Source organism: Citrobacter sp. Cf118, from assembly GCF_030334095.1.
Taxonomy (GTDB): Bacteria; Pseudomonadota; Gammaproteobacteria; order Enterobacterales; family Enterobacteriaceae; genus Citrobacter; species Citrobacter freundii.
On record NZ_JAOWES010000088.1, the window covers coordinates 295,634 to 315,535 of the forward strand.

Annotated in this window: 16 protein-coding genes and 1 other annotated feature; of the genes, 11 read left to right on the forward strand and 5 right to left on the reverse strand. The window is 53.6% G+C overall.

Features of this window, described 5'->3' with window-relative positions; genetic code table 11:
• The first annotated feature begins 49 nt into the window (after positions 1-49).
• Positions 50-3,415, forward strand: coding sequence for a mechanosensitive channel MscK (gene mscK, locus OGX67_RS21575; protein ID WP_048219469.1), 3,366 nt, complete (start codon positions 50-52; stop codon positions 3,413-3,415).
• 75 nt (positions 3,416-3,490) lie between these two features.
• On the opposite strand, the gene rsmS is transcribed toward mscK, so the two are convergent.
• Entirely contained in the window at positions 3,491-3,652 is a 162-nt protein-coding gene (rsmS, locus tag OGX67_RS21580) for a pleiotropic regulatory protein RsmS (RefSeq protein ID WP_003021750.1), read from the reverse strand.
• A 14-nt stretch (positions 3,653-3,666) separates the two neighbouring features.
• Positions 3,667-4,194 carry a primosomal replication protein N'' gene (gene priC, locus OGX67_RS21585; protein ID WP_257651685.1) on the reverse strand — a complete coding sequence of 176 codons (528 nt, stop codon included), beginning with the start codon at positions 4,192-4,194 and terminating at the stop codon, positions 3,667-3,669.
• Between the two features lie 69 nt (positions 4,195-4,263).
• Here priC and OGX67_RS21590 point away from each other — a divergent pair, with 69 nt between their 5' ends.
• The 8 genes from OGX67_RS21590 to hemH all read left to right on the forward strand — a co-directional run bounded on the left by OGX67_RS21590 (position 4,264) and on the right by hemH (position 12,416).
• Complete coding sequence (locus tag OGX67_RS21590; protein ID WP_003847534.1) at positions 4,264-4,641, forward strand: DUF454 family protein; 378 nt, start codon at positions 4,264-4,266, stop codon at positions 4,639-4,641.
• Positions 4,642-4,834: 193 nt separating this feature from the next.
• Positions 4,835-5,386, forward strand: a complete 552-nt coding sequence (apt, locus tag OGX67_RS21595; protein WP_003021759.1) for an adenine phosphoribosyltransferase — start codon at positions 4,835-4,837, stop codon at positions 5,384-5,386.
• 118 nt (positions 5,387-5,504) lie between these two features.
• Positions 5,505-7,436: a DNA polymerase III subunit gamma/tau gene (gene dnaX, locus OGX67_RS21600; protein ID WP_032948710.1), complete on the forward strand. Its 1,932-nt coding sequence runs from the start codon at positions 5,505-5,507 to the stop codon at positions 7,434-7,436.
• Positions 6,769-6,833 (forward strand) — a sequence feature (DnaX frameshifting element). Its footprint overlaps the gene before it by 65 nt.
• A gap of 57 nt (positions 7,437-7,493) precedes the next feature.
• A complete protein-coding gene (locus OGX67_RS21605; protein ID WP_003021764.1) occupies positions 7,494-7,823 on the forward strand; it encodes a YbaB/EbfC family nucleoid-associated protein in 330 nt (109 codons plus the stop codon).
• On the forward strand, positions 7,823-8,428 hold the full coding sequence (gene recR, locus OGX67_RS21610) for a recombination mediator RecR (protein ID WP_003021767.1): 606 nt from the start codon (positions 7,823-7,825) through the stop codon (positions 8,426-8,428). The genes OGX67_RS21605 and recR overlap by 1 nt, the downstream gene beginning before the upstream one ends.
• 110 nt (positions 8,429-8,538) lie before the next feature.
• Positions 8,539-10,413 carry a molecular chaperone HtpG gene (htpG, locus tag OGX67_RS21615; RefSeq protein WP_003021770.1) on the forward strand — a complete coding sequence of 625 codons (1,875 nt, stop codon included), beginning with the start codon at positions 8,539-8,541 and terminating at the stop codon, positions 10,411-10,413.
• A 232-nt stretch (positions 10,414-10,645) separates the two neighbouring features.
• A complete protein-coding gene (adk, locus tag OGX67_RS21620; RefSeq protein WP_003021773.1) occupies positions 10,646-11,290 on the forward strand; it encodes an adenylate kinase in 645 nt (214 codons plus the stop codon).
• 163 nt (positions 11,291-11,453) lie between these two features.
• A complete protein-coding gene (hemH, locus tag OGX67_RS21625) occupies positions 11,454-12,416 on the forward strand; it encodes a ferrochelatase (RefSeq protein ID WP_286527221.1) in 963 nt (320 codons plus the stop codon).
• On the opposite strand, the gene aes is transcribed toward hemH, so the two are convergent.
• Positions 12,413-13,372, reverse strand: coding sequence for an acetyl esterase (gene aes, locus OGX67_RS21630; RefSeq protein ID WP_032936962.1), 960 nt, complete (start codon positions 13,370-13,372; stop codon positions 12,413-12,415). The genes hemH and aes overlap by 4 nt on opposite strands.
• Before the next feature lie 152 nt (positions 13,373-13,524).
• On the opposite strand from aes, the gene gsk reads away from it, so the two are divergent.
• On the forward strand, positions 13,525-14,829 hold the full coding sequence (gene gsk, locus OGX67_RS21635) for an inosine/guanosine kinase (protein ID WP_003021781.1): 1,305 nt from the start codon (positions 13,525-13,527) through the stop codon (positions 14,827-14,829).
• Between the two features lie 44 nt (positions 14,830-14,873).
• On the opposite strand, the gene ybaL is transcribed toward gsk, so the two are convergent.
• Together ybaL and fsr are read right to left on the reverse strand one after the other, a co-directional pair.
• A complete protein-coding gene (gene ybaL, locus OGX67_RS21640) occupies positions 14,874-16,553 on the reverse strand; it encodes a YbaL family putative K(+) efflux transporter (RefSeq protein ID WP_003021783.1) in 1,680 nt (559 codons plus the stop codon).
• Positions 16,554-16,778: 225 nt separating this feature from the next.
• Positions 16,779-17,999 carry a fosmidomycin MFS transporter gene (fsr, locus tag OGX67_RS21645; RefSeq protein WP_003021788.1) on the reverse strand — a complete coding sequence of 407 codons (1,221 nt, stop codon included), beginning with the start codon at positions 17,997-17,999 and terminating at the stop codon, positions 16,779-16,781.
• Between the two features lie 174 nt (positions 18,000-18,173).
• Here fsr and ushA point away from each other — a divergent pair, with 174 nt between their 5' ends.
• Entirely contained in the window at positions 18,174-19,826 is a 1,653-nt protein-coding gene (gene ushA / locus OGX67_RS21650) for a bifunctional UDP-sugar hydrolase/5'-nucleotidase UshA (protein ID WP_003021791.1), read from the forward strand.
• Positions 19,827-19,902: the final 76 nt, after the last annotated feature.

The window sequence follows — 19,902 nt, forward strand, 5'->3', positions numbered from 1 at the left end:
CCGCTTGACTATTTCCGGTCACTTTCCCGGTTCAGAAACATTCATTCTCATGACTATGTTGCAGCTCTATAAACGTTCACAGCATGTAATTGCTATTAGCATACTTTTCTTCATTCTATTGTTATCCTGCCAGTCATCTGCATTTGCGCGGGCGCAACAGAGTGGTGAACTGCCGACCAAAGCAGATATTCAGAGCCAACTGGACGCACTGAGTAAACAAAAAGATCTCTCCGCGCAGGATAAGCTGGTCCAACAGGATCTCATCGATACTATAGCCACGCTGGATAAAATTGATCGCGTGAAAGATGAGACCGTACAGCTTCGCCAGAAAGTGGCCCAGGCGCCGGAGAAAATGCGCCAGGCGACGGATGCGCTAAATTCGCTCAGCGATGTCGACAATGACGACGAAACGCGAAAAACGCTGAGCACGCTTTCCTTACGACAGCTTGAGTCACGCGTCGCGCAGGTGCTTGATGACCTGCAAAGCTCGCAAAACGATCTTGCTGCCTACAACAGCCAACTGGTGTCGCTCCAGACCCAGCCAGAGCGCGTACAAAATGCGATGTACACTGCGTCGCAGCAGATGCAGCAAATCCGCAACCGACTTGATGGCACTAATGTAGGCGAAGGTGCTTTACGCCCCAGCCAGCAGGTACTGTTACAGGCGCAGCAGGCGCTGCTGAATGCGCAGATCGACCAACAGCGAAAGAGCCTCGAAGGTAATACGATTTTGCAGGATACCTTGCAAAAACAACGTGATTACGTGACGGCGAACAGTAACCGCCTTGAGCATCAGCTCCAGCTCCTGCAGGAAGCGGTGAACAGCAAGCGACTGACGTTAACCGAAAAAACGGCGCAGGAAGCAGTCACGCCGGATGAAGCCGAGCGTATTCAGTCCAATCCGTTGGTGAAGCAGGAGCTTGATGTTAACCATCAGCTCAGCCAGCGTCTGATTGCCGCGACCGAAAACGGCAACAGCCTGATGCAGCAAAATATCAAAGTCAAAAACTGGCTTGACCGCGCGTTGCAATCCGAACGCAACATTAAAGAACAGATCGCCGTTCTGAAAGGCAGTCTGCTGCTGTCGCGTATTCTGTATCAGCAACAACAAACGCTGCCGTCGGCGGATGAACTTGCCGATATGACCAACCGGATCGCCGACTTGCGTCTGGAGCAGTTCGAGGTCAACCAGCAGCGCGACGCGCTGTTCCAGAATGATGCGTTTGTCGCCAAACTGGAAGAAGGGCACAGCAACGAAGTTAACGGCGAAGTCCATGATGCCTTACTGCAGGTTGTGGATATGCGTCGTGAACTGTTGGATCAGCTCAATAAGCAACTGGGCAACCAACTGATGATGGCGATTAATCTGCAAATTAACCAGCAGCAGTTAATGAGCGTGTCGAAAAACCTGAAAGGGATCCTCACGCAGCAGATTTTCTGGGTTAACAGTAACCGTCCGATGGACTGGGACTGGATCAAAGCTTTCCCGCAAACACTTAAAGACCAGTTTAAGTCGATGAAAATCACGGTGAACTGGGAAAAAGCGTGGCCTGCAGTATTTATTGCGTTCCTGGCGGGATTGCCGCTGCTGCTCATTGCTGGGTTAATCCGCTGGCGTCTGAAATGGTTGAAAGAGTATCAGGCGAAATTAGCCGCTGCGGTGGGTAACCTGCGTAATGACAGTCAGCTCAACACGCCAAAAGCGATTCTGATCGATCTCATCAGAGCCTTGCCGGCGTGCCTGATTATCCTCGCGGTAGGTCTGATTCTGCTTACCATGCAGTTGAATATCAGCGACCTGCTGTGGGCGTTCAGTAAGAAGATGACCGTCTTCTGGCTGGTGTTTGGTCTGTGCTGGAAGGTGCTGGAAAAAGATGGCGTGGCAATTCGTCATTTTGGTATGCCAGCAAAACAAACTAGCCATTGGCGCCGCCAAATCGTGCGTATTAGCCTGGCGCTGTTGCCGCTTAATTTTTGGTCGGTCATTGCTGAACTGTCACCGCTCAATCTGATGGACGATGTGCTGGGTCAGGTGGTGATTTTCCTCAACCTGCTGCTGATCGCCTTCCTGGTATGGCCAATGTGCCGCGAAAGCTGGCGTGATAAAGAGTCGCATGGTCTGCGTCTGGTGACGATTACCGTGCTGTCTATTATCCCGATAGCATTAATGGTGCTGACGGCGACCGGCTATTTCTACACCACGCTGCGCCTGGCGGGACGCTGGATTGAAACGGTTTATCTGGTCATTCTCTGGAACCTGCTGTACCAGACCGTGCTGCGTGGGTTGAGCGTCGCGGCACGCCGTATCGCCTGGCGTCGCGCGCTGGCACGTCGTCAGAACCTGGTGAAAGAAGGAGCGGAAGGTGCCGAACCGCAGGAAGAACCGACCATCGCGCTTGAGCAGGTTAACCAGCAAACGCTGCGTATAACTATGCTGGTGATGGTTGCCCTGTTTGGTGTCTTGTTCTGGGCCATTTGGTCTGATTTGATCACCGTGTTCAGCTATCTCGACAGCATTACGCTCTGGCATTACAACGGTACCGAAGCGGGTGCGGCAGTGGTGAAAGACGTCACCATGGGTAGCCTGCTGTTTGCGATTATTGCCTCAATGGTCGCGTGGGCGCTGATCCGTAACTTACCCGGCCTGCTGGAAGTGCTGGTGCTCTCGCGACTGAAGATGCGTCAGGGCGCTTCGTATGCGATCACCACGATCCTTAACTACGCGATCATCGCCATCGGCGCGATGACGGTCTTCGGATCGCTCGGTGTTTCGTGGGATAAGCTACAGTGGCTGGCAGCAGCCCTGTCGGTTGGTCTTGGTTTTGGTTTGCAGGAAATCTTCGGTAACTTTGTTTCGGGTTTGATTATTCTGTTTGAACGCCCGGTCCGCATTGGCGATACCGTGACTATCGGTACGTTCTCAGGAACGGTCAGCAAGATCCGTATCCGTGCCACCACCATTACCGACTTCGATCGCAAAGAGGTGATCATCCCGAACAAAGCCTTTGTGACGGAGCGTTTGATCAACTGGTCGCTTTCCGATACCACCACGCGTCTGGTGATCCGCATCGGCGTGGCCTACGGTTCGGATCTGGACAAAGTGAAGAAAGTGCTGTTGCAGGCGGCGATGGAACACCCGAAAGTGATGCACGATCCGGAGCCTGCGGTGTTCTTTACCGCCTTCGGCGCCAGCACGCTGGATCATGAGCTGCGTTTATACGTGCGTGAACTGCGCGATCGTAGCCACACGGTTGATGAACTGAACCGTGCGGTCGATCGTTTGTGCCGTGAAAACGACATTGATATCGCCTTTAACCAGCTCGAAGTGCACCTGCACAACGCGAAGGGCGACACCGTGACCGAGGTTAAGCGTGACATCATTAAAGGTGATGATCCGACGCCTTCGGTAGGTTAATAGAAAAGCTCATCAGGCCTGCGAGCTTCGATTCATTCGTAGGCCTGATAAGTACAACGCTATCAGGCATTTCAGCTATAGCGCGTTTTTTGAAGAAGAGAGCTGTTTCTTTTCGTAATCCCGTTTAACAATCTCCAGCGCCTTCAGTACGGTTTCAGGTGCAACCTGATTTTCCTCAAGTAAAACAATCAAATCGACGGCCAGTTTGACCTCGTCCGGGGCGTTCTCTAATGACATAAATTCTCCGGGGATTAACGGGTTAAACGCGCCAGCACGTTTTCTATTCTTGCCAGAGCATGACGGCAGCGCGCCAGTCGCGCCTCGAATGCTTCTACTTCACGATGCAGTTTTTGCTGTTCTGCAAAGCCGGTAGCCTGAGCCAGACGCTCTTTGCGTTCACGCGTCATTTCAACCAGACGGCGTTCAAACTCCTGATGTTGGACCCGCTTACGCTGCCAGCGCGCCAGACCTGGAGATGCACTGTCCCACTCGCGTAGCGACCAACTGGCAGTTTCACGTGAAATCGCCTCTAACTGTGAGGCAAGGTGTTCCGCAAGCCAGGTGATTTGTGGTAGTTGTTGCTGCTCAACGGCGCGACGTAGGGCAGTAAGATTATCGTCAGCTTCATCCAGGCAGGCCTGCAGCAATGTGCTGCGCGTGTGAAACAGATGCCTGTCAAAGCGGGCGCTAAGCGTTGTGTGGTGCGCCTGTGGAGCACAACGCTGTCGCAGGCGGTTAAGCTGGTTTTCGAGCGTCTGTAACAGCATGGCGGTTTTCACAACAACACTCCGATGAAAATGAGAACTGTTATGCTAAAGTAGCGATTCTCTGTGTTAAGTACTGATATTATGCAACGCATTATTCTAATCATCATTGGCTGGATAGCGGTAGTGCTAGGTACGCTGGGCGTAGTATTGCCTCTGTTGCCGACGACGCCGTTTATACTGCTGGCCGCCTGGTGTTTTGCCCGCTCATCGCCGCGTTTTCACGACTGGTTGCTTTACCGTTCGTGGTTCGGCGGGTATCTGCGTCACTGGCAAAAGCACCGCGCGATGCCGCCGGGAGCAAAACCGCGCGCTATTTTGTTGATCCTGGTGACGTTTGCTATTTCCCTCTGGCTGGTCAATATGATGTGGGTACGCGGCCTGCTGCTGGTTATTCTCGCCTGTTTACTGATTTTTATGTGGCGGATCCCGGTGATTGATGAAAAACAACAAAAGCAGTAAAGCGCAATAATCGCTGTTGCAATTGTCTCTCGCAGCCAGTAAATTCGACCGTTTTCGAGCACAGGCGCAGATGGTCAAAGGTTAACCAAGTGTAACCTTGGCCCTAATATAGACACAAAATCATTCAAGATACGTCGAGGATGAAGTGTATAGTGCGCCGTGAAGTAATACTGTATTAATCAGGCACAAACTTATGACCGCGACTGCACAGCAGCTTGAGTTTCTCAAAAATAGCATCAAAAGCATCCACGACTACCCAAAACCGGGCATTCTTTTCCGTGATGTCACCAGTTTACTGGAAGATCCGAAAGCCTACGCCCTCAGCATTGAATTGCTGGTTGAGCGCTACAAAAATGCGGGGATCACTAAAGTGGTTGGCACCGAAGCGCGTGGCTTCCTGTTTGGCGCGCCGGTAGCGTTGGGGCTGGGTGTCGGCTTTGTTCCGGTACGCAAACCGCGTAAGCTTCCGCGTGAAGTTATTGCTGAGACCTATGAGCTGGAGTACGGCACCGATCAGCTGGAAATCCACGTTGATGCCATCAAACCGGGTGATAAAGTCCTGGTTGTGGACGATCTTCTGGCAACTGGCGGCACGATTGAAGCGACCGTGAAGCTGATCCGCCGTCTGGGTGGCGAAGTGACCGATGCTGCCTTTATCATTAACCTGTTTGATCTGGGCGGCGAGCAGCGTCTGGAAAAGCAGGGGCTGACTTGTTATAGCCTGGTTCCATTCCCGGGCCACTAAGTCGGGCTATCTTATCCCGGTTGAAGTAATACCGAGACACACAACCTCGCCGTTGCTGCGAGGTTGTGTTAGCATTACCCTCCTGTGAATCCACCCTCCAGCCTTTCAGAGCCTGCCAATGAGTTATCAGGTCTTAGCCCGAAAATGGCGCCCACAAACCTTTGCTGACGTCGTCGGCCAGGAACATGTGCTGACGGCACTGGCGAACGGCTTGTCGTTAGGGCGTATTCATCATGCTTATTTGTTTTCCGGTACCCGTGGCGTCGGAAAAACCTCTATCGCCCGCTTGCTGGCGAAGGGATTAAACTGTGAAACTGGCATCACCGCTACGCCGTGCGGCGTGTGCGATAACTGTCGGGAAATTGAGCAGGGGCGTTTTGTCGATTTGATTGAAATCGATGCCGCCTCACGCACTAAAGTCGAAGATACTCGCGATCTGCTGGATAACGTTCAGTATGCGCCCGCGCGCGGGCGCTTTAAGGTCTATTTGATCGACGAAGTGCACATGCTGTCGCGCCACAGTTTTAACGCCTTGCTGAAAACGCTCGAAGAGCCGCCCGCGCACGTCAAATTCCTGCTGGCGACCACCGATCCGCAGAAGCTGCCGGTGACCATCCTGTCGCGCTGTCTGCAATTCCATCTTAAAGCGCTGGATGTCGAACAGATTCGCCATCAGCTTGAGCATATTCTCAAAGAAGAGCATATCGCCCATGAACCGCGTGCGCTGCAACTGCTGGCTCGTGCCGCGGACGGCAGCCTGCGCGATGCGCTAAGCCTGACCGATCAGGCGATTGCCAGCGGCGATGGTCAGGTCTCGACCGACGCGGTCAGCACCATGCTCGGCACGCTGGACGACGACCAGGCGCTCTCGCTTGTCGAAGCGGTTGTGGCTGCGGACGGCGAACGCGTGATGACGCTGGTGAACGACGCCGCCGCGCGTGGTATCGAATGGGAAGCGCTGCTGGTTGAGATGTCGGCTTTGCTGCATCGTATTGCCATGGTTCAGCTTTCACCTGCTGCGCTCGGTAGCGATATGGCCGCCATTGAACAGCGTATGCGTGAACTGGCGCGAATTGTACCGCCTACCGATGTGCAGCTTTACTACCAGACCCTGTTAATCGGGCGCAAAGAACTGCCGTATGCGCCGGACAGGCGAATGGGCGTCGAAATGACGCTGCTGCGTGCGCTGGCTTTTCATCCGCGCATGCCACTCCCGGAACCTGAAGTCCCGCGCCAGTCGTTTGCCCCGGTCGCACCCACAGCGGTAATGACCCCGACGCAGGTGCCACAGCAGCAACCTGCGCCAGCGCAACAGCAACAGAATGTGCCGCTTTCCGATGCCACCAGTCAGGTGCTGGCGGCGCGCAGTCAACTGCAACGTGCTCAGGGAGCAACCAAAGCAAAAAAGAGTGAACCGGCAGCCGCTTCCCGCGCGCGGCCGGTGAATAATGCTGCGCTGGAAAGACTGGCTTCGGTGTCGGAACGTGTTCAGGCGCGTCCGGCAGTCTCTGCGCTGGAAAAAGCACCGGCGAAGAAAGAAGCGTATCGCTGGAAAGCGACCAATCCTGTTGCAGAAGTCAAAGAAGTCGTCGCCACGCCGAAAGCGCTGAAAAAAGCGCTTGAGCATGAAAAAACGCCGGAACTGGCGGCAAAGCTTGCGGCTGAAGCCATTGAACGCGACCCGTGGGCCGCCCAGGTGAGCCAGCTCTCGCTGCCTAAACTGGTAGAGCAGGTGGCGCTTAATGCCTGGAAAGAAGAGAATGGCAACGTGGTTTGCCTGCACCTGCGTTCCACGCAGCGACACCTTAATTCCAGCGGCGCGCAGCAAAAACTGGCCGAAGCACTGAGTACCTTAACGGGGTCAACGGTTGAATTGACCATCGTTGAAGATGATAATCCTGCGGTGCGCACGCCGCTGGAGTGGCGTCAGGCCATTTATGAAGAGAAGCTCGCGCAGGCGCGTGAGTCGATTATTGCGGATAATAACATCCAGACGCTGCGTCGTTTTTTCGATGCGGAGCTGGACGAAGAGAGTATTCGCCCCATTTGATCGTCAGCCTAATGGTTTGACGGTCGTCATCCCTTAACGTGATTGAGAGAGAAGCCTATGTTTGGTAAAGGCGGTCTGGGTAACCTGATGAAACAGGCCCAGCAGATGCAAGAAAAAATGCAGCAGATGCAGGAAGAAGTCGCCAAGCTGGAAGTGACCGGCGAATCTGGCGCGGGTCTGGTAAAAGTGACCATCAACGGCGCGCATAACTGCCGTCGCGTGGAGATCGATCCAAGCCTGCTGGAAGACGACAAAGAGATGCTGGAAGACCTGGTTGCTGCGGCATTCAACGACGCGGCGCGTCGCATTGAAGAGACGCAGAAAGAGAAGATGGCCTCTGTTTCTTCCGGAATGCAGCTGCCGCCTGGCTTTAAGATGCCGTTCTGATGCAAACCAGCCCGCTGTTAACTCAGCTTATGGAAGCACTGCGCTGTCTGCCGGGCGTTGGCCCGAAGTCGGCGCAGCGCATGGCGTTCACGCTGCTTCAGCGCGATCGCAGCGGCGGGATGCGTCTGGCGCAGGCGTTAACGAAGGCGATGTCGGAAATCGGCCACTGTGCCGATTGCCGCACCTTCACAGAGCAAGACGTCTGCAACATCTGTTCGAACCCGCGTCGCCAGGAAAACGGTCAGATTTGCGTGGTGGAGAGTCCGGCGGACATCTACGCCATTGAGCAAACCGGGCAATTTTCCGGACGTTACTTCGTGCTGATGGGACACCTGTCGCCGCTGGACGGTATCGGACCTGATGATATCGGGCTGGATCGTCTTGAACAGCGACTGGCGTCTGAGCAAATCAACGAACTGATTCTGGCGACCAATCCCACGGTCGAAGGAGAGGCGACCGCCAACTATATTGCTGAGCTTTGCATGCAATATGGCGTTGAAGCCAGCCGTATCGCCCATGGCGTTCCGGTAGGCGGCGAGCTGGAAATGGTCGATGGCACCACGCTGTCGCACTCTCTGGCAGGACGACACAAGATTAAATTCTGAACAAACGGAGGCCGCGACGGCGGCTTCCGCTTGAAATCCTTCCCGCTTGTCCCCATTTCACCCTCAACGTGTTTTTACCATTGAATATGGCATTGTTGAGGTAGATCTACATGAAAGGACAAGAAACTCGTGGTTTTCAGTCAGAAGTAAAACAGCTTCTGCACCTGATGATCCATTCTCTGTATTCCAATAAAGAAATCTTCCTGCGTGAGCTTATCTCTAACGCCTCGGATGCGGCAGACAAGCTGCGTTTCCGCGCACTGTCTAACCCGGACCTGTATGAAGGTGACGGTGAACTGCGTGTGCGTGTTTCCTTCGATAAAGATAAGCGTACGTTGACCATTGCCGATAACGGCGTGGGGATGAACCGTGATGACGTTATCGATCATCTGGGGACCATTGCGAAATCCGGCACCAAATCTTTCCTCGAATCCATGGGCTCCGATCAGGCGAAAGACAGCCAGTTGATCGGTCAGTTTGGGGTTGGTTTCTACTCTGCCTTCATCGTGGCGGACAAAGTCACCGTGCGTACCCGTGCTGCGGGTGATAAACCGGAAAACGGCGTGTTCTGGGAATCTGCGGGCGAAGGCGAGTACACCGTTGCTGATATTACCAAAGAAGACCGTGGTACCGAAATCACTCTGCATCTGCGCGAAGGCGAAGACGAGTTCCTCGATGACTGGCGCGTACGTTCCATCATCAGCAAATATTCCGACCATATCGCGCTGCCGGTAGAGATCGAAAAATCCGAAGAGAAAGACGGCGAGACCGTGGTTTCCTGGGAAAAAATCAACAAGGCGCAGGCGCTGTGGACCCGTAACAAGTCGGAAATCAAAGACGACGAGTACAACGAATTCTACAAGCACATCGCCCACGACTTCACTGACCCGCTGACCTGGAGCCACAACCGTGTGGAAGGTAAGCAGGAGTACACCAGCCTGCTGTATATCCCGTCGCAGGCGCCGTGGGATATGTGGAACCGCGATCACAAGCATGGTCTGAAACTGTACGTCCAGCGTGTCTTCATCATGGACGATGCCGAGCAGTTCATGCCGAACTACCTGCGCTTTGTCCGTGGTTTGATAGATTCTAACGATCTGCCGCTGAACGTTTCTCGCGAGATCCTGCAGGACAGCACCGTCACCCGTAACCTGCGCAGCGCGCTGACCAAACGCGTACTGCAGATGCTGGAAAAACTGGCAAAAGACGACGCGGAAAAATACCAGACTTTCTGGAAGCAATTCGGCCTGGTGCTGAAAGAAGGCCCGGCGGAAGACCACGCCAACCAGGAAACTATCGCTAAGCTGATGCGCTTCGCGTCTACGCACACTGACTCCTCCGCGCAAACCGTGTCGCTGGAAGATTACGTGTCGCGAATGAAAGAAGGGCAGGAGAAAATCTACTACATCACTGCAGACAGCTATGCGGCGGCGAAGAGCAGCCCGCACCTGGAACTGCTGCGTAAGAAAGGCATCGAAGTGCTGCTGCTTTCTGACCGCATCGATGAGTGGATGATGAACTACCTGACCGAGTTCGACGGTAAGGCATTCCAGTCCGTTGCTAAAGCTGACGAGTCCATCGACAAGCTGGCGGATGAAGTTGACGAATCGGCAAAAGAAGCGGAAAAAGCGCTGACGCCGTTCGTTGAGCGTGTGAAAACCCTGCTGGGTGACCGCGTGAAAGAAGTGCGTCTGACTCACCGTCTGACCGACACGCCAGCCATCGTTACCACCGATGCGGATGAAATGAGCACCCAGATGGCGAAACTCTTTGCCGCTGCGGGCCAGGCCGTACCGGAAGTGAAATATATCTTTGAACTGAACCCGGACCACGTGCTGGTAAAACGCACGGCGGATACTCAGGACGAAGCACAGTTCAAAGAGTGGGTTGAGCTGCTGCTGGATCAGGCGCTGTTTGCCGAGCGCGGCACGCTGGAAGACCCGAACCAGTTCATTCGTCGTATGAACCAGTTGCTGGTATCCTGATACCTGTAATGTAATGCCGGATGGCGCTAACGCTTATCCGGCCTACAACATCTTTTTGATCGTAGGCCGGATAAGGTGTTTACACCGCCATCCGGCAATTTCTTTCCTTATTTTCAATTTTCCCGCCATTAACCGTTTCAGCGCAGACTACCTTCCTTGAGCCAATTGCGTGATGGTGGTATCGTTTAGCGCTTTTTAAAAAATATCGACAACCTTTAAGGGGATTTTCGTAATGCGTATCATTCTGCTTGGCGCTCCGGGCGCGGGTAAAGGAACTCAGGCTCAGTTCATCATGGAGAAGTATGGTATTCCGCAAATCTCCACCGGTGATATGCTGCGTGCCGCCGTGAAATCTGGCTCCGAGCTGGGCAAACAAGCGAAAGACATCATGGACGCCGGTAAGCTGGTGACTGATGAGCTGGTGATCGCGCTGGTAAAAGAGCGTATTGCTCAGGAAGACTGCCGTAATGGTTTCCTGCTTGATGGCTTCCCGCGTACTATTCCGCAGGCAGACGCCATGAAAGAAGCGGGCATCAACGTGGACTACGTTCTGGAGTTTGACGTACCTGACGAACTGATCGTTGACCGTATCGTCGGTCGCCGCGTACACGCTGCTTCTGGCCGCGTTTACCACATCAAATTCAACCCGCCTAAGGTTGAAGGCAAAGACGACGTGACCGGCGAAGAGCTGACCACCCGTAAAGACGATCAGGAAGAGACCGTACGTAAGCGCCTGGTGGAATACCATCAGATGACCGCACCGCTGATCGGCTACTACTCTAAAGAAGCGCAGGCGGGTAACACCAAATACGCGAAAGTTGACGGCACTCAGGCCGTGGCTGATGTGCGCGCAGCGCTGGAAAAAATCCTCGGCTAATTTTTTCGCGTAATAAACCTCTTATCAGGTCTGCCAATATCTCGTAGGCCTGATAAGCGCAGCGCCATCAGGCAAATTCTCGTCTTACCTCTCACAGCAATTAGTTCTTCTTTATCGCTTTTCCGCTACAATTATCAACAATTTGAATCGATAAGAGGCGGTAATGCGTCAGACGAAAACCGGTATCCTGCTGGCAAACCTCGGCACTCCCGATGCCCCAACTCCCGAAGCCGTTAAGCGCTACCTGCGCCAGTTTTTAAGCGATCCACGCGTAGTCGATACGTCCCCTGCGCTGTGGTGGCCGCTGCTGCGTGGTGTGATTTTGCCGCTGCGAGCGCCGCGTGTGGCAAAGCTGTACCAGTCAATCTGGATGGAAGACGGTTCCCCACTGATGGTCTACAGCAAGGCGCAACAGCAGGCGCTGGCACAACGTCTGCCTGATACCCCTGTCGCGCTGGGGATGAGCTACGGTTCGCCATCGTTCGAAAGCGCGGTCGATGAACTGTTGGCAAGCGGAGTGGAACACATGGTGGTGTTACCGCTGTACCCGCAATATTCCTGTTCGACGGTTGCAGCAGTCTGGGACGAGCTGGCGCGCATCTTAGCGCGTAAACGCGGTATTCCCGGCGTCTCTTTTATTCGTGATTACGCCGATGACAGCAGCTACATTGATGCGCTGGCCAAGAGTGCCCGGGATTCATTCGCTCAACATGGCGAACCTGATTTACTGCTGCTCTCCTACCACGGCATTCCGCAGCGCTACGCCGATGAAGGCGATGACTACCCGCAGCGCTGTCGCGATACGACGCGTGAGCTGGTTTCAGCGCTTGGTCTGCCGCCGGAAAAAGTCATGATGACCTTCCAGTCTCGCTTTGGCCGCGAACCCTGGCTGACGCCGTATACCGATGAAACGCTAAAAATGCTGGCGGAGAAAGGAACCCGACATATCCAGGTTATGTGTCCGGGCTTCGCGGCTGATTGTCTCGAAACGCTGGAAGAGATAGCGGTGCAAAACCGGGAAATTTTCCTTGAGGCTGGCGGTAAGCAATATGAGTATATTCCGGCGTTGAATGCCACACCGGAACATATCGAAATGATGGTTAAACTGACCGCCGCCTACCGCTAAAGCTGTTGCTTAAAGAAACGCGCGCCGTCCTGCAGAGCTTCATCGGCGGTTTTCATCACCCGCGAATAGTGCAGGAAGGCGTGCAGCGTACCGGGATACATTTTGTACTGGCAGGGCTGCTGATGCGCTTGTAACGTCTGGAATAATAAGCGGCTATCGTCAATCAGTGGATCGAACTCCGCACCGGCGATAAAACACGGCGGTACGTCACGCGTCAGATCGTTATTAAACAGGCAATAGTACGGTGACTCGCGATCGTCAGCGCTACGTAGGTACGCGTTTTCATACATCTGCAAGTCCTCGCGGGTTAACCCATCCCACGCTCCGCCCATCAGCCGTCGGCTCAGTGAATCCTGCAGCCCGTAAAGCCCATACCACAACAGCACGCCAGCCACCTTGCCGCAGGCAATGCGTTTATCCCGCAGCCACAGCGCGCTGGCAAGCGCCAGCATGGCTCCGGCGGAATCGCCCGCAAAACCAATCGTATTGATATTGAGGGAATAGTCGCCAGCATGTTGATGATAGTACTGGCAAACGGCGACGATCTCTTCGATGGCTTGTGGGTAGCGCGCTTCCGGCGACAGCGAATAGTCGATGCCAATAACTGTGCACTGGGTGTAGTGCGCCAGTAAACGCATAATCCGGTCATGGGTATCCAGATTACCGAGAATAAAACCGCCGCCGTGCAGGTAATACAGCGTGGCCTGGCTTTGGGGTTGCGGAGCGTAGATGCGTGTGGCAACGGGGCCGCACGCGGTAGAAATCACGCATTCTCGGGTATGCATCTGCGGGGCATCGGTATTCCACAATCGCCGCTCATGAATGTAGTGTTGGCGCTGGGCCACGAAGTCATCGGCAGCGGGCCACGGCGGCAAATCGTCGCGATGAAAATTCACCACGCTTTTCATTTCATCCGAAATTTTGTCGAGTACGGGGATTTTGTTTTCCGGCTTCATAAAACGCTCCTTGTGAAGGTGAGTTATTGTAGAAATTAATCCCGGATAAACTGCGATCTCACCGTCCGATATTGAAACTCAGCGTCGCATCGCATGCGCTGCAGGGAATGTGCTACCATGCATCGCTCAGTTAACCACCCGTAAAATCGACCATGAAATTTCCCGGTAAACGTAAATCCAAACACTATTTTCCCGTCAGCGCGCGCGATCCGTTGCTGCAACAAATTCAGCCAGAAAATGAAACCAGCGCAGCCTGGGTGGTGGGCATCGACCAGACGTTGGTGGATATTGAAGCCAAAGTGGATGATGACTTTGTAAAACGTTATGGATTAAGCGCCGGGCATTCTCTGGTGATTGCCGATGATGTCGCAGAAGCGCTCTATCAGGAACTGGTGCGTGAAAATTTGATCACCCATCAGTTTGCGGGCGGTACGATCGGTAACACGATGCACAACTACTCCGTGCTGGCGGATGACCGCTCGGTGCTGCTGGGCGTGATGTGCAGCAATATCGAGATTGGCAGCTATGCGTACCGTTATTTATGCAATACCTCCAGCCGTACCGATCTGAACTACCTGCAAGGCGTTAATGGACCGATTGGTCGTTGCTTTACGCTGATTGGTGAATCCGGAGAGCGTACCTTCGCCATTAGCCCTGGGCATATGAATAAGCTACGGGCGGATAGCATCCCTGAATCGGTAATTGCCGGAGCGTCCGCGTTGGTGCTGACGTCCTATCTGGTGCGCTGCGAGCCGGGTGAGCCGATGCCGGAAGCGACCATGAAGGCGATTGAATACGCTAAAAAACACAATGTGCCGGTGGTACTGACGCTGGGCACCAAATTCGTCATTGCCGATAACCCGCAGTGGTGGCAGGCATTCCTCAAAGAGCATGTCTCTATTCTGGCGATGAATGAAGAAGAGGCTGAAGCGCTGACCGGCGAGAACGATCCGCTACTGGCGTCCGACAAAGCGCTGGATTGGGTGGATCTGGTGCTGTGCACTGCGGGTCCGGCAGGTCTGTATATGGCGGGCTTTACGGAAGAAGAAGTCAAACGTAAAACCCAGCATCCGCTGCTGCCTGGAGCGATTGCCGAATTCAATCAGTACGAATTCAGCCGCGCCATGCGCCATAAAGACTGTACCAATCCGCTGCGTGTGTATTCGCACATTGCACCGTATATGGGCGGGCCTGAAAAGATAATGAATACCAACGGTGCTGGCGACGGCGCGCTGGCGGCATTGCTGCATGATATTACCGCCAACAGCTATCACCGCAGTAACGTGCCTAACTCCAGCAAGCACAAGTTCACCTGGCTGACCTATTCGTCGCTAGCCCAGGTGTGTAAATATGCTAACCGCGTGAGTTACCAGGTGCTGAACCAGCATTCACCGCGCCTGACGCGCGGTTTGCCGGAACGTGAAGACAGTCTTGAAGAGTCGTACTGGGATCGCTGAGTTCTTGCCCGATGGCGCTACGCTTATTGGGCCTACGCGTAACATTAACTGGCGGTAGCAACTTCACCGGCAGGCGGTGTTTCAATTAGCTCCAGCATGGTGCGGGCGATTTCACGCTCGCCCATGACGACCTGATTGGCGCCGCGCTCGGTAATATATTCCACCTCATCGTCATAATGCGCGCGGGCGATGATCTCAATTGACGGGCACTTCTCACGAGCGGAAGCGACAATTTCACCCGCTTCATAGCCATTCGGAATGGTTAGCAACAGCCAGCGTGCGCAATCCAGATGCGCCAGATTCATAATCTCTTCGTTAGCGGCATTTCCTAGCACCGCGCGGATCCCACGCTCGCGCAGTTCATCCACCCGGGTACGTGAGGTTTCGATAACCACCAGCGGGATCCCCGCAGCCATCAATTTCTCACCCAGCAGGCTGCCGACGCGACCAAAGCCAACCAGCAGGGCGTGATTGCAGATATCCACCGGAATTTGCTTCTCTTCTTCGATAGCCTCTTCCAGAGTCTGCTCTTCCAGCGTTTCTGTTTTGGCGAGATATTTTTCTAACACCGCGAACAGCACCGGGTTGAGCATTATGGACAGGATTGCCCCTGCCAGCACCAGATTCTGTCCGGCCTGCGGCAGCAGGTTTAACGCCATTCCCAGACCCGCCAGGATAAAGGCAAATTCACCAATCTGCGCCAGACTGGTGGCAATGGTGAGCGCCGTGCGTTGAGAGTGACCAAACAGGCGCACCAGGAAATAGGCGGCAAGGGATTTACCAAAGATGATAATCGCCAGCGTGCCCAGTACTGCCAACGGCTGCTGGATCAGGACTAACGGATCGAACAGCATTCCGACGGAAACGAAGAACAGCACGGCGAACGCATCGCGCAGCGGCAGGGTGTCATGCGCCGCACGGTGGCTCAGCTCAGATTCATTCAGCACCATACCGGCGAAGAATGCGCCCAGCGCAAAGGAGACATCAAACAGCTCTACTGCGCCGAAGGCGATACCTAAGGCGAGGGCGAGGACTGAGAGGGTAAACAGTTCGCGTGAACCGGTTGCGGCGCTGCGGGCCATAATCCACGGTACCAGGCGACGCCCCACCAGCATCATAATCGCGATAAACGCCACCACCTTACCGATGGTAATGCCCATATCGACGGCCAGCGAAGCGAAGCCGACATCTTCTTTTTCCAGCATTCCGGCGACTGCTGGCAGGAGAACCAGCGTCAGCACCATCATCAGATCTTCGACAATCAGCCAGCCAATGGCAATTTGCCCGCGCTGGCTGTCAATGAGCTGTCGTTCTTCAAGCGCACGCAGTAGCACCACTGTGCTGGCGGTTGAAAGACACAGACCAAACACGATCCCCACCATCAGCGACCAGCCTAATACAGCTGAAAGCGCCATACCCAGCAGCGTTGCCACTGCTATCTGGGCAATCGCGCCGGGGATGGCGATTGACTTTACCGCCATCAAATCCTTCAGGGAAAAGTGCAGCCCGACGCCGAACATCAGCAGAATAACGCCAAGCTCGGCCAGTTCAGGCGCAAGCTTAGTATCAGCAACAAAACCAGGTGTAAATGGACCGGCCAGAACGCCCGCTAACAGATATCCCACCAGAGGAGAAATACGTAGTTTATTGGCAATCATGCCTAATATAAAAGCGAGCACAAGGCCGCCGACAATGGTGGTGATAAGCGGGGTGGCGTGATGCATTCCGTCTCCTTTGGTTGCTGTGATGATCCTAAAAACCCAAACTACGAGTAATAGTTTATGACAATTTTAATGTTTATGTTTATGAATAATTATTGAATTTTGAAGAAAACGGGATTTTAAGCGTAAAAAAGCACGGATAGGAAAAGTACGGTGATATGTGAGAGGTAAAGGCTGATGGCTACTGTAAGTAATGACGGCCAAAATTTACTTTTGGCCATCAGAAAATCAGGCTTTGTGTCGGTTATCAGGTAAGAATATGGTCAGTATCCCCAGAAGTGGCAGGAAAGCACATATTTTGTAGACCAAATCGATGCTGGTATGGTCGGCTATCAGCCCTAGCACCGCGGCTCCCAAGCCGCCCATGCCGAAGGCAAAACCGAAAAATAACCCAGAAACCATGCCGATACGCCCAGGAAGCAGCTCCTGTGCGTAAACCAGAATGGCAGAAAACGCCGATGCGAGGATAAAACCAATGATCACGGTTAAAATCCCGGTCCATTCCAGCGTTGCGTAGGGTAAAACGAGGGTAAATGGCGCAACGCCGAGGATAGACCCCCAAATAACATATTTTCTGCCAATTTTATCGCCTAATGGTCCGCCAATCACCGTCCCGGCCGCGACGGCAAACAGGAAGGCAAACAGGTGAAACTGGGCGTTTTGTACCGATAATCCGAATTTTTGCATCAGATAAAAGGTGTAATAGCTGCTGATGCTCGCCATATAGAAGTATTTGGAGAAAATCAGTACCAGCAGGATGCTTACAGCCAGCACCACTTTATTACGCGGCAACGGATTAACGATAGCGACCTTCGGCTTTCCTTTACTCATCCGATGCTGCGCGGCATACCAACGGCTGATTTGCGCCAGGACGACAATCGCTAATAGCGCAGCCAGAACAAACCAGGCCACATTACCCTTACCATATGGCGCGATGATGACAGCCGCCAGCAACGGTCCCAGTGAGCTGCCGAAGTTGCCGCCAACCTGGAAAATCGACTGGGCAAGGCCGTGGCGACCGCCGGAGGCCATACGCGCCACACGGGACGATTCCGGGTGAAATACCGAAGAGCCGGTGCCAACCAGCGCCGCGGCGAGCAGCACCATATGGAAGCTGCCGGCCATGGCCAGCAAAACAAGCCCGCTCAGCGTGAAGCACATTCCTATGGGCAGCGACCATGGCATCGGATATTTGTCCGTCCAGTAACCCACCACCGGTTGCAGCAGCGAAGAAGCTAGTTGGAAGGTTAGGGTGATCATCCCGATCTGCATAAACGTCAGCGAGAACTCTGACTGCAATAGCGGATAAATCGCCAGGATCAGCGACTGAATCATATCGTTTAGCAAATGGGAGAGGCTGATCGCTCCTAAAATGCCAAATGAGGTGCGTGCTTTAGCAACCGACGCTGACGCGCCAGCCACAGGCTGGGTTGGTTCACTTATTGCCATAGAAAGTCACTTCTGTTTGGGTTGCGATTATGAGGGTAATCTAATTTGTTATTATTACCTGACTAACATACCTGCGGAAGGTGTTTGAAGGAAGTCTCATTTCTGAAAACATTTTCGACTATTATTTCATATCATTGTAATTTCAGTCGTTGATTTTGGCTCAGGGAGAGAAATATGAAGTTTTTAAAACGGGGCGTGGCGCTGGCGTTATTAGCCGCATTTACGCTGGCAGGTCAGCCAGCGCAAGCGTATGAAAAAGATAAAACCTACAAAATTACCATTCTGCATACCAATGATCATCACGGTCACTTCTGGCGTAGCGAATATGGGGAATACGGACTGGCGGCGCAAAAAACGCTGGTGGACGGTATTCGTAAAGAGGTGGCTGAGGAAGGGGGCAGCGTACTGCTGCTTTCTGGTGGTGATATTAATACCGGCGTACCGGAGTCCGATCTGCAGGATGCGGAACCTGATTTTCGCGGGATGAACCTGATTGGCTATGACGCGATGGCGGTCGGAAACCACGAGTTTGATAATCCGCTTAGCGTATTGCGCCAGCAGGAAAAATGGTCCAAATTTCCGTTTCTCTCGGCCAATATTTATCAGAAAAGCACCGGCGAGCGTTTATTTAAGCCGTGGGCCATCTTTAAGCGCCAGGATTTAAAAATTGCCGTACTTGGTTTAACCACTGACGATACGGCAAAAATTGGCAACCCTGAGTTCTTTACCGATATCGAATTCCGTAAACCTGCTGATGAAGCCAAACTGGTTATTCAGGAACTGCATATGGGTGAAAAGCCAGACATCATTATCGCGACCACCCATATGGGACATTATGACAACGGCAACCACGGCTCGAACGCCCCTGGCGATGTCGAAATGGCGCGCAGCCTGCCAGCAGGTTCGCTGGCGATGATTGTCGGTGGCCACTCGCAGGATCCGGTGTGTATGGCTGCGGAAAATAAGAAGCAGGTTGATTACGTACCGGGTACGCCGTGTGCGCCAGATAAGCAAAATGGGATCTGGATTGTACAGGCCCACGAGTGGGGGAAATACGTGGGCCGGGCGGACTTTGAGTTCCGTAACGGCGAAATGAAAATGGTTAACTACCAGCTCATTCCCGTTAATCTGAAGAAAAAAGTGACCTGGGACAACGGTAAAAGTGAGCGCGTACTCTACACCCCGGAGATTGTTGAAAATCAGCAAATGCTTTCGCTGCTGACGCCGTTCCAGAATAAAGGTAAAGCGCAGCTCGACGTGAAAATCGGTAGCGTCAATGCGCGCCTCGAAGGCGACCGTAGCAAAGTCCGTTTCGTGCAAACCAATATGGGGCACTTGCTGCTGGCTGCGCAAATGGCGCGAACCAGCGCTGATTTTGGCGTGATGAGCGGCGGCGGTATCCGTGACTCCATCGAAGGCGGCGATATCACCTATAAGAGCGTGCTGAAGGTACAGCCGTTTGGCAACATCGTGGTGTACGCCGATATGAGCGGGAAAGAAGTGATTGATTATCTGACCGCGGTGGCGCAAATGAAGCCGGACTCCGGAGCCTACCCGCAGTTTGCCAACGTCAGCTTTGTAGCGAAAGACGGCAAACTTAACGATTTGAAAATCAAAGGCGAACCTGTTGACCCAGCCAAAACCTATCGTATGGCAACGCTGAGCTTCAACGCCACCGGCGGTGATGGCTATCCGCGCATTGATAACAAACCAGGCTATGTGAATACCGGGTTTATTGATGCGGAAGTGCTGAAAGAGTACGTACAGAAGAACTCACCGCTGGATGCCAGTGCGTATGAGCCGAAGGGTGAGGTGAGCTGGCAGTAACAGGGAGGAGTGCCGGATGGCGGTGCTGGCACCTTATCCGGCCTACAGGTCAGTGCGATTTGTAGGCCTTAAAGCT

Excerpts from the sequence above, each read along its gene's own strand:
- OGX67_RS21590 (WP_003847534.1), top strand. The coding sequence starts at position 4,264 with ATGCAACGCATTATTCTAATCATCATTGGCTGGATAGCGGTAGTGCTA.
- rsmS (WP_003021750.1), bottom strand. The coding sequence starts at position 3,652 with ATGTCATTAGAGAACGCCCCGGACGAGGTCAAACTGGCCGTCGATTTG.
- apt (WP_003021759.1), top strand. The coding sequence starts at position 4,835 with ATGACCGCGACTGCACAGCAGCTTGAGTTTCTCAAAAATAGCATCAAA.
- dnaX (WP_032948710.1), top strand. The coding sequence starts at position 5,505 with ATGAGTTATCAGGTCTTAGCCCGAAAATGGCGCCCACAAACCTTTGCT.
- adk (WP_003021773.1), top strand. The coding sequence starts at position 10,646 with ATGCGTATCATTCTGCTTGGCGCTCCGGGCGCGGGTAAAGGAACTCAG.
- mscK (WP_048219469.1), top strand. The coding sequence starts at position 50 with ATGACTATGTTGCAGCTCTATAAACGTTCACAGCATGTAATTGCTATT.
- aes (WP_032936962.1), bottom strand. The coding sequence starts at position 13,372 with ATGAAGCCGGAAAACAAAATCCCCGTACTCGACAAAATTTCGGATGAA.
- fsr (WP_003021788.1), bottom strand. The coding sequence starts at position 17,999 with ATGGCAATAAGTGAACCAACCCAGCCTGTGGCTGGCGCGTCAGCGTCG.
- ushA (WP_003021791.1), top strand. The coding sequence starts at position 18,174 with ATGAAGTTTTTAAAACGGGGCGTGGCGCTGGCGTTATTAGCCGCATTT.
- htpG (WP_003021770.1), top strand. The coding sequence starts at position 8,539 with ATGAAAGGACAAGAAACTCGTGGTTTTCAGTCAGAAGTAAAACAGCTT.
- OGX67_RS21605 (WP_003021764.1), top strand. The coding sequence starts at position 7,494 with ATGTTTGGTAAAGGCGGTCTGGGTAACCTGATGAAACAGGCCCAGCAG.
- hemH (WP_286527221.1), top strand. The coding sequence starts at position 11,454 with ATGCGTCAGACGAAAACCGGTATCCTGCTGGCAAACCTCGGCACTCCC.
- recR (WP_003021767.1), top strand. The coding sequence starts at position 7,823 with ATGCAAACCAGCCCGCTGTTAACTCAGCTTATGGAAGCACTGCGCTGT.
- ybaL (WP_003021783.1), bottom strand. The coding sequence starts at position 16,553 with ATGCATCACGCCACCCCGCTTATCACCACCATTGTCGGCGGCCTTGTG.
- gsk (WP_003021781.1), top strand. The coding sequence starts at position 13,525 with ATGAAATTTCCCGGTAAACGTAAATCCAAACACTATTTTCCCGTCAGC.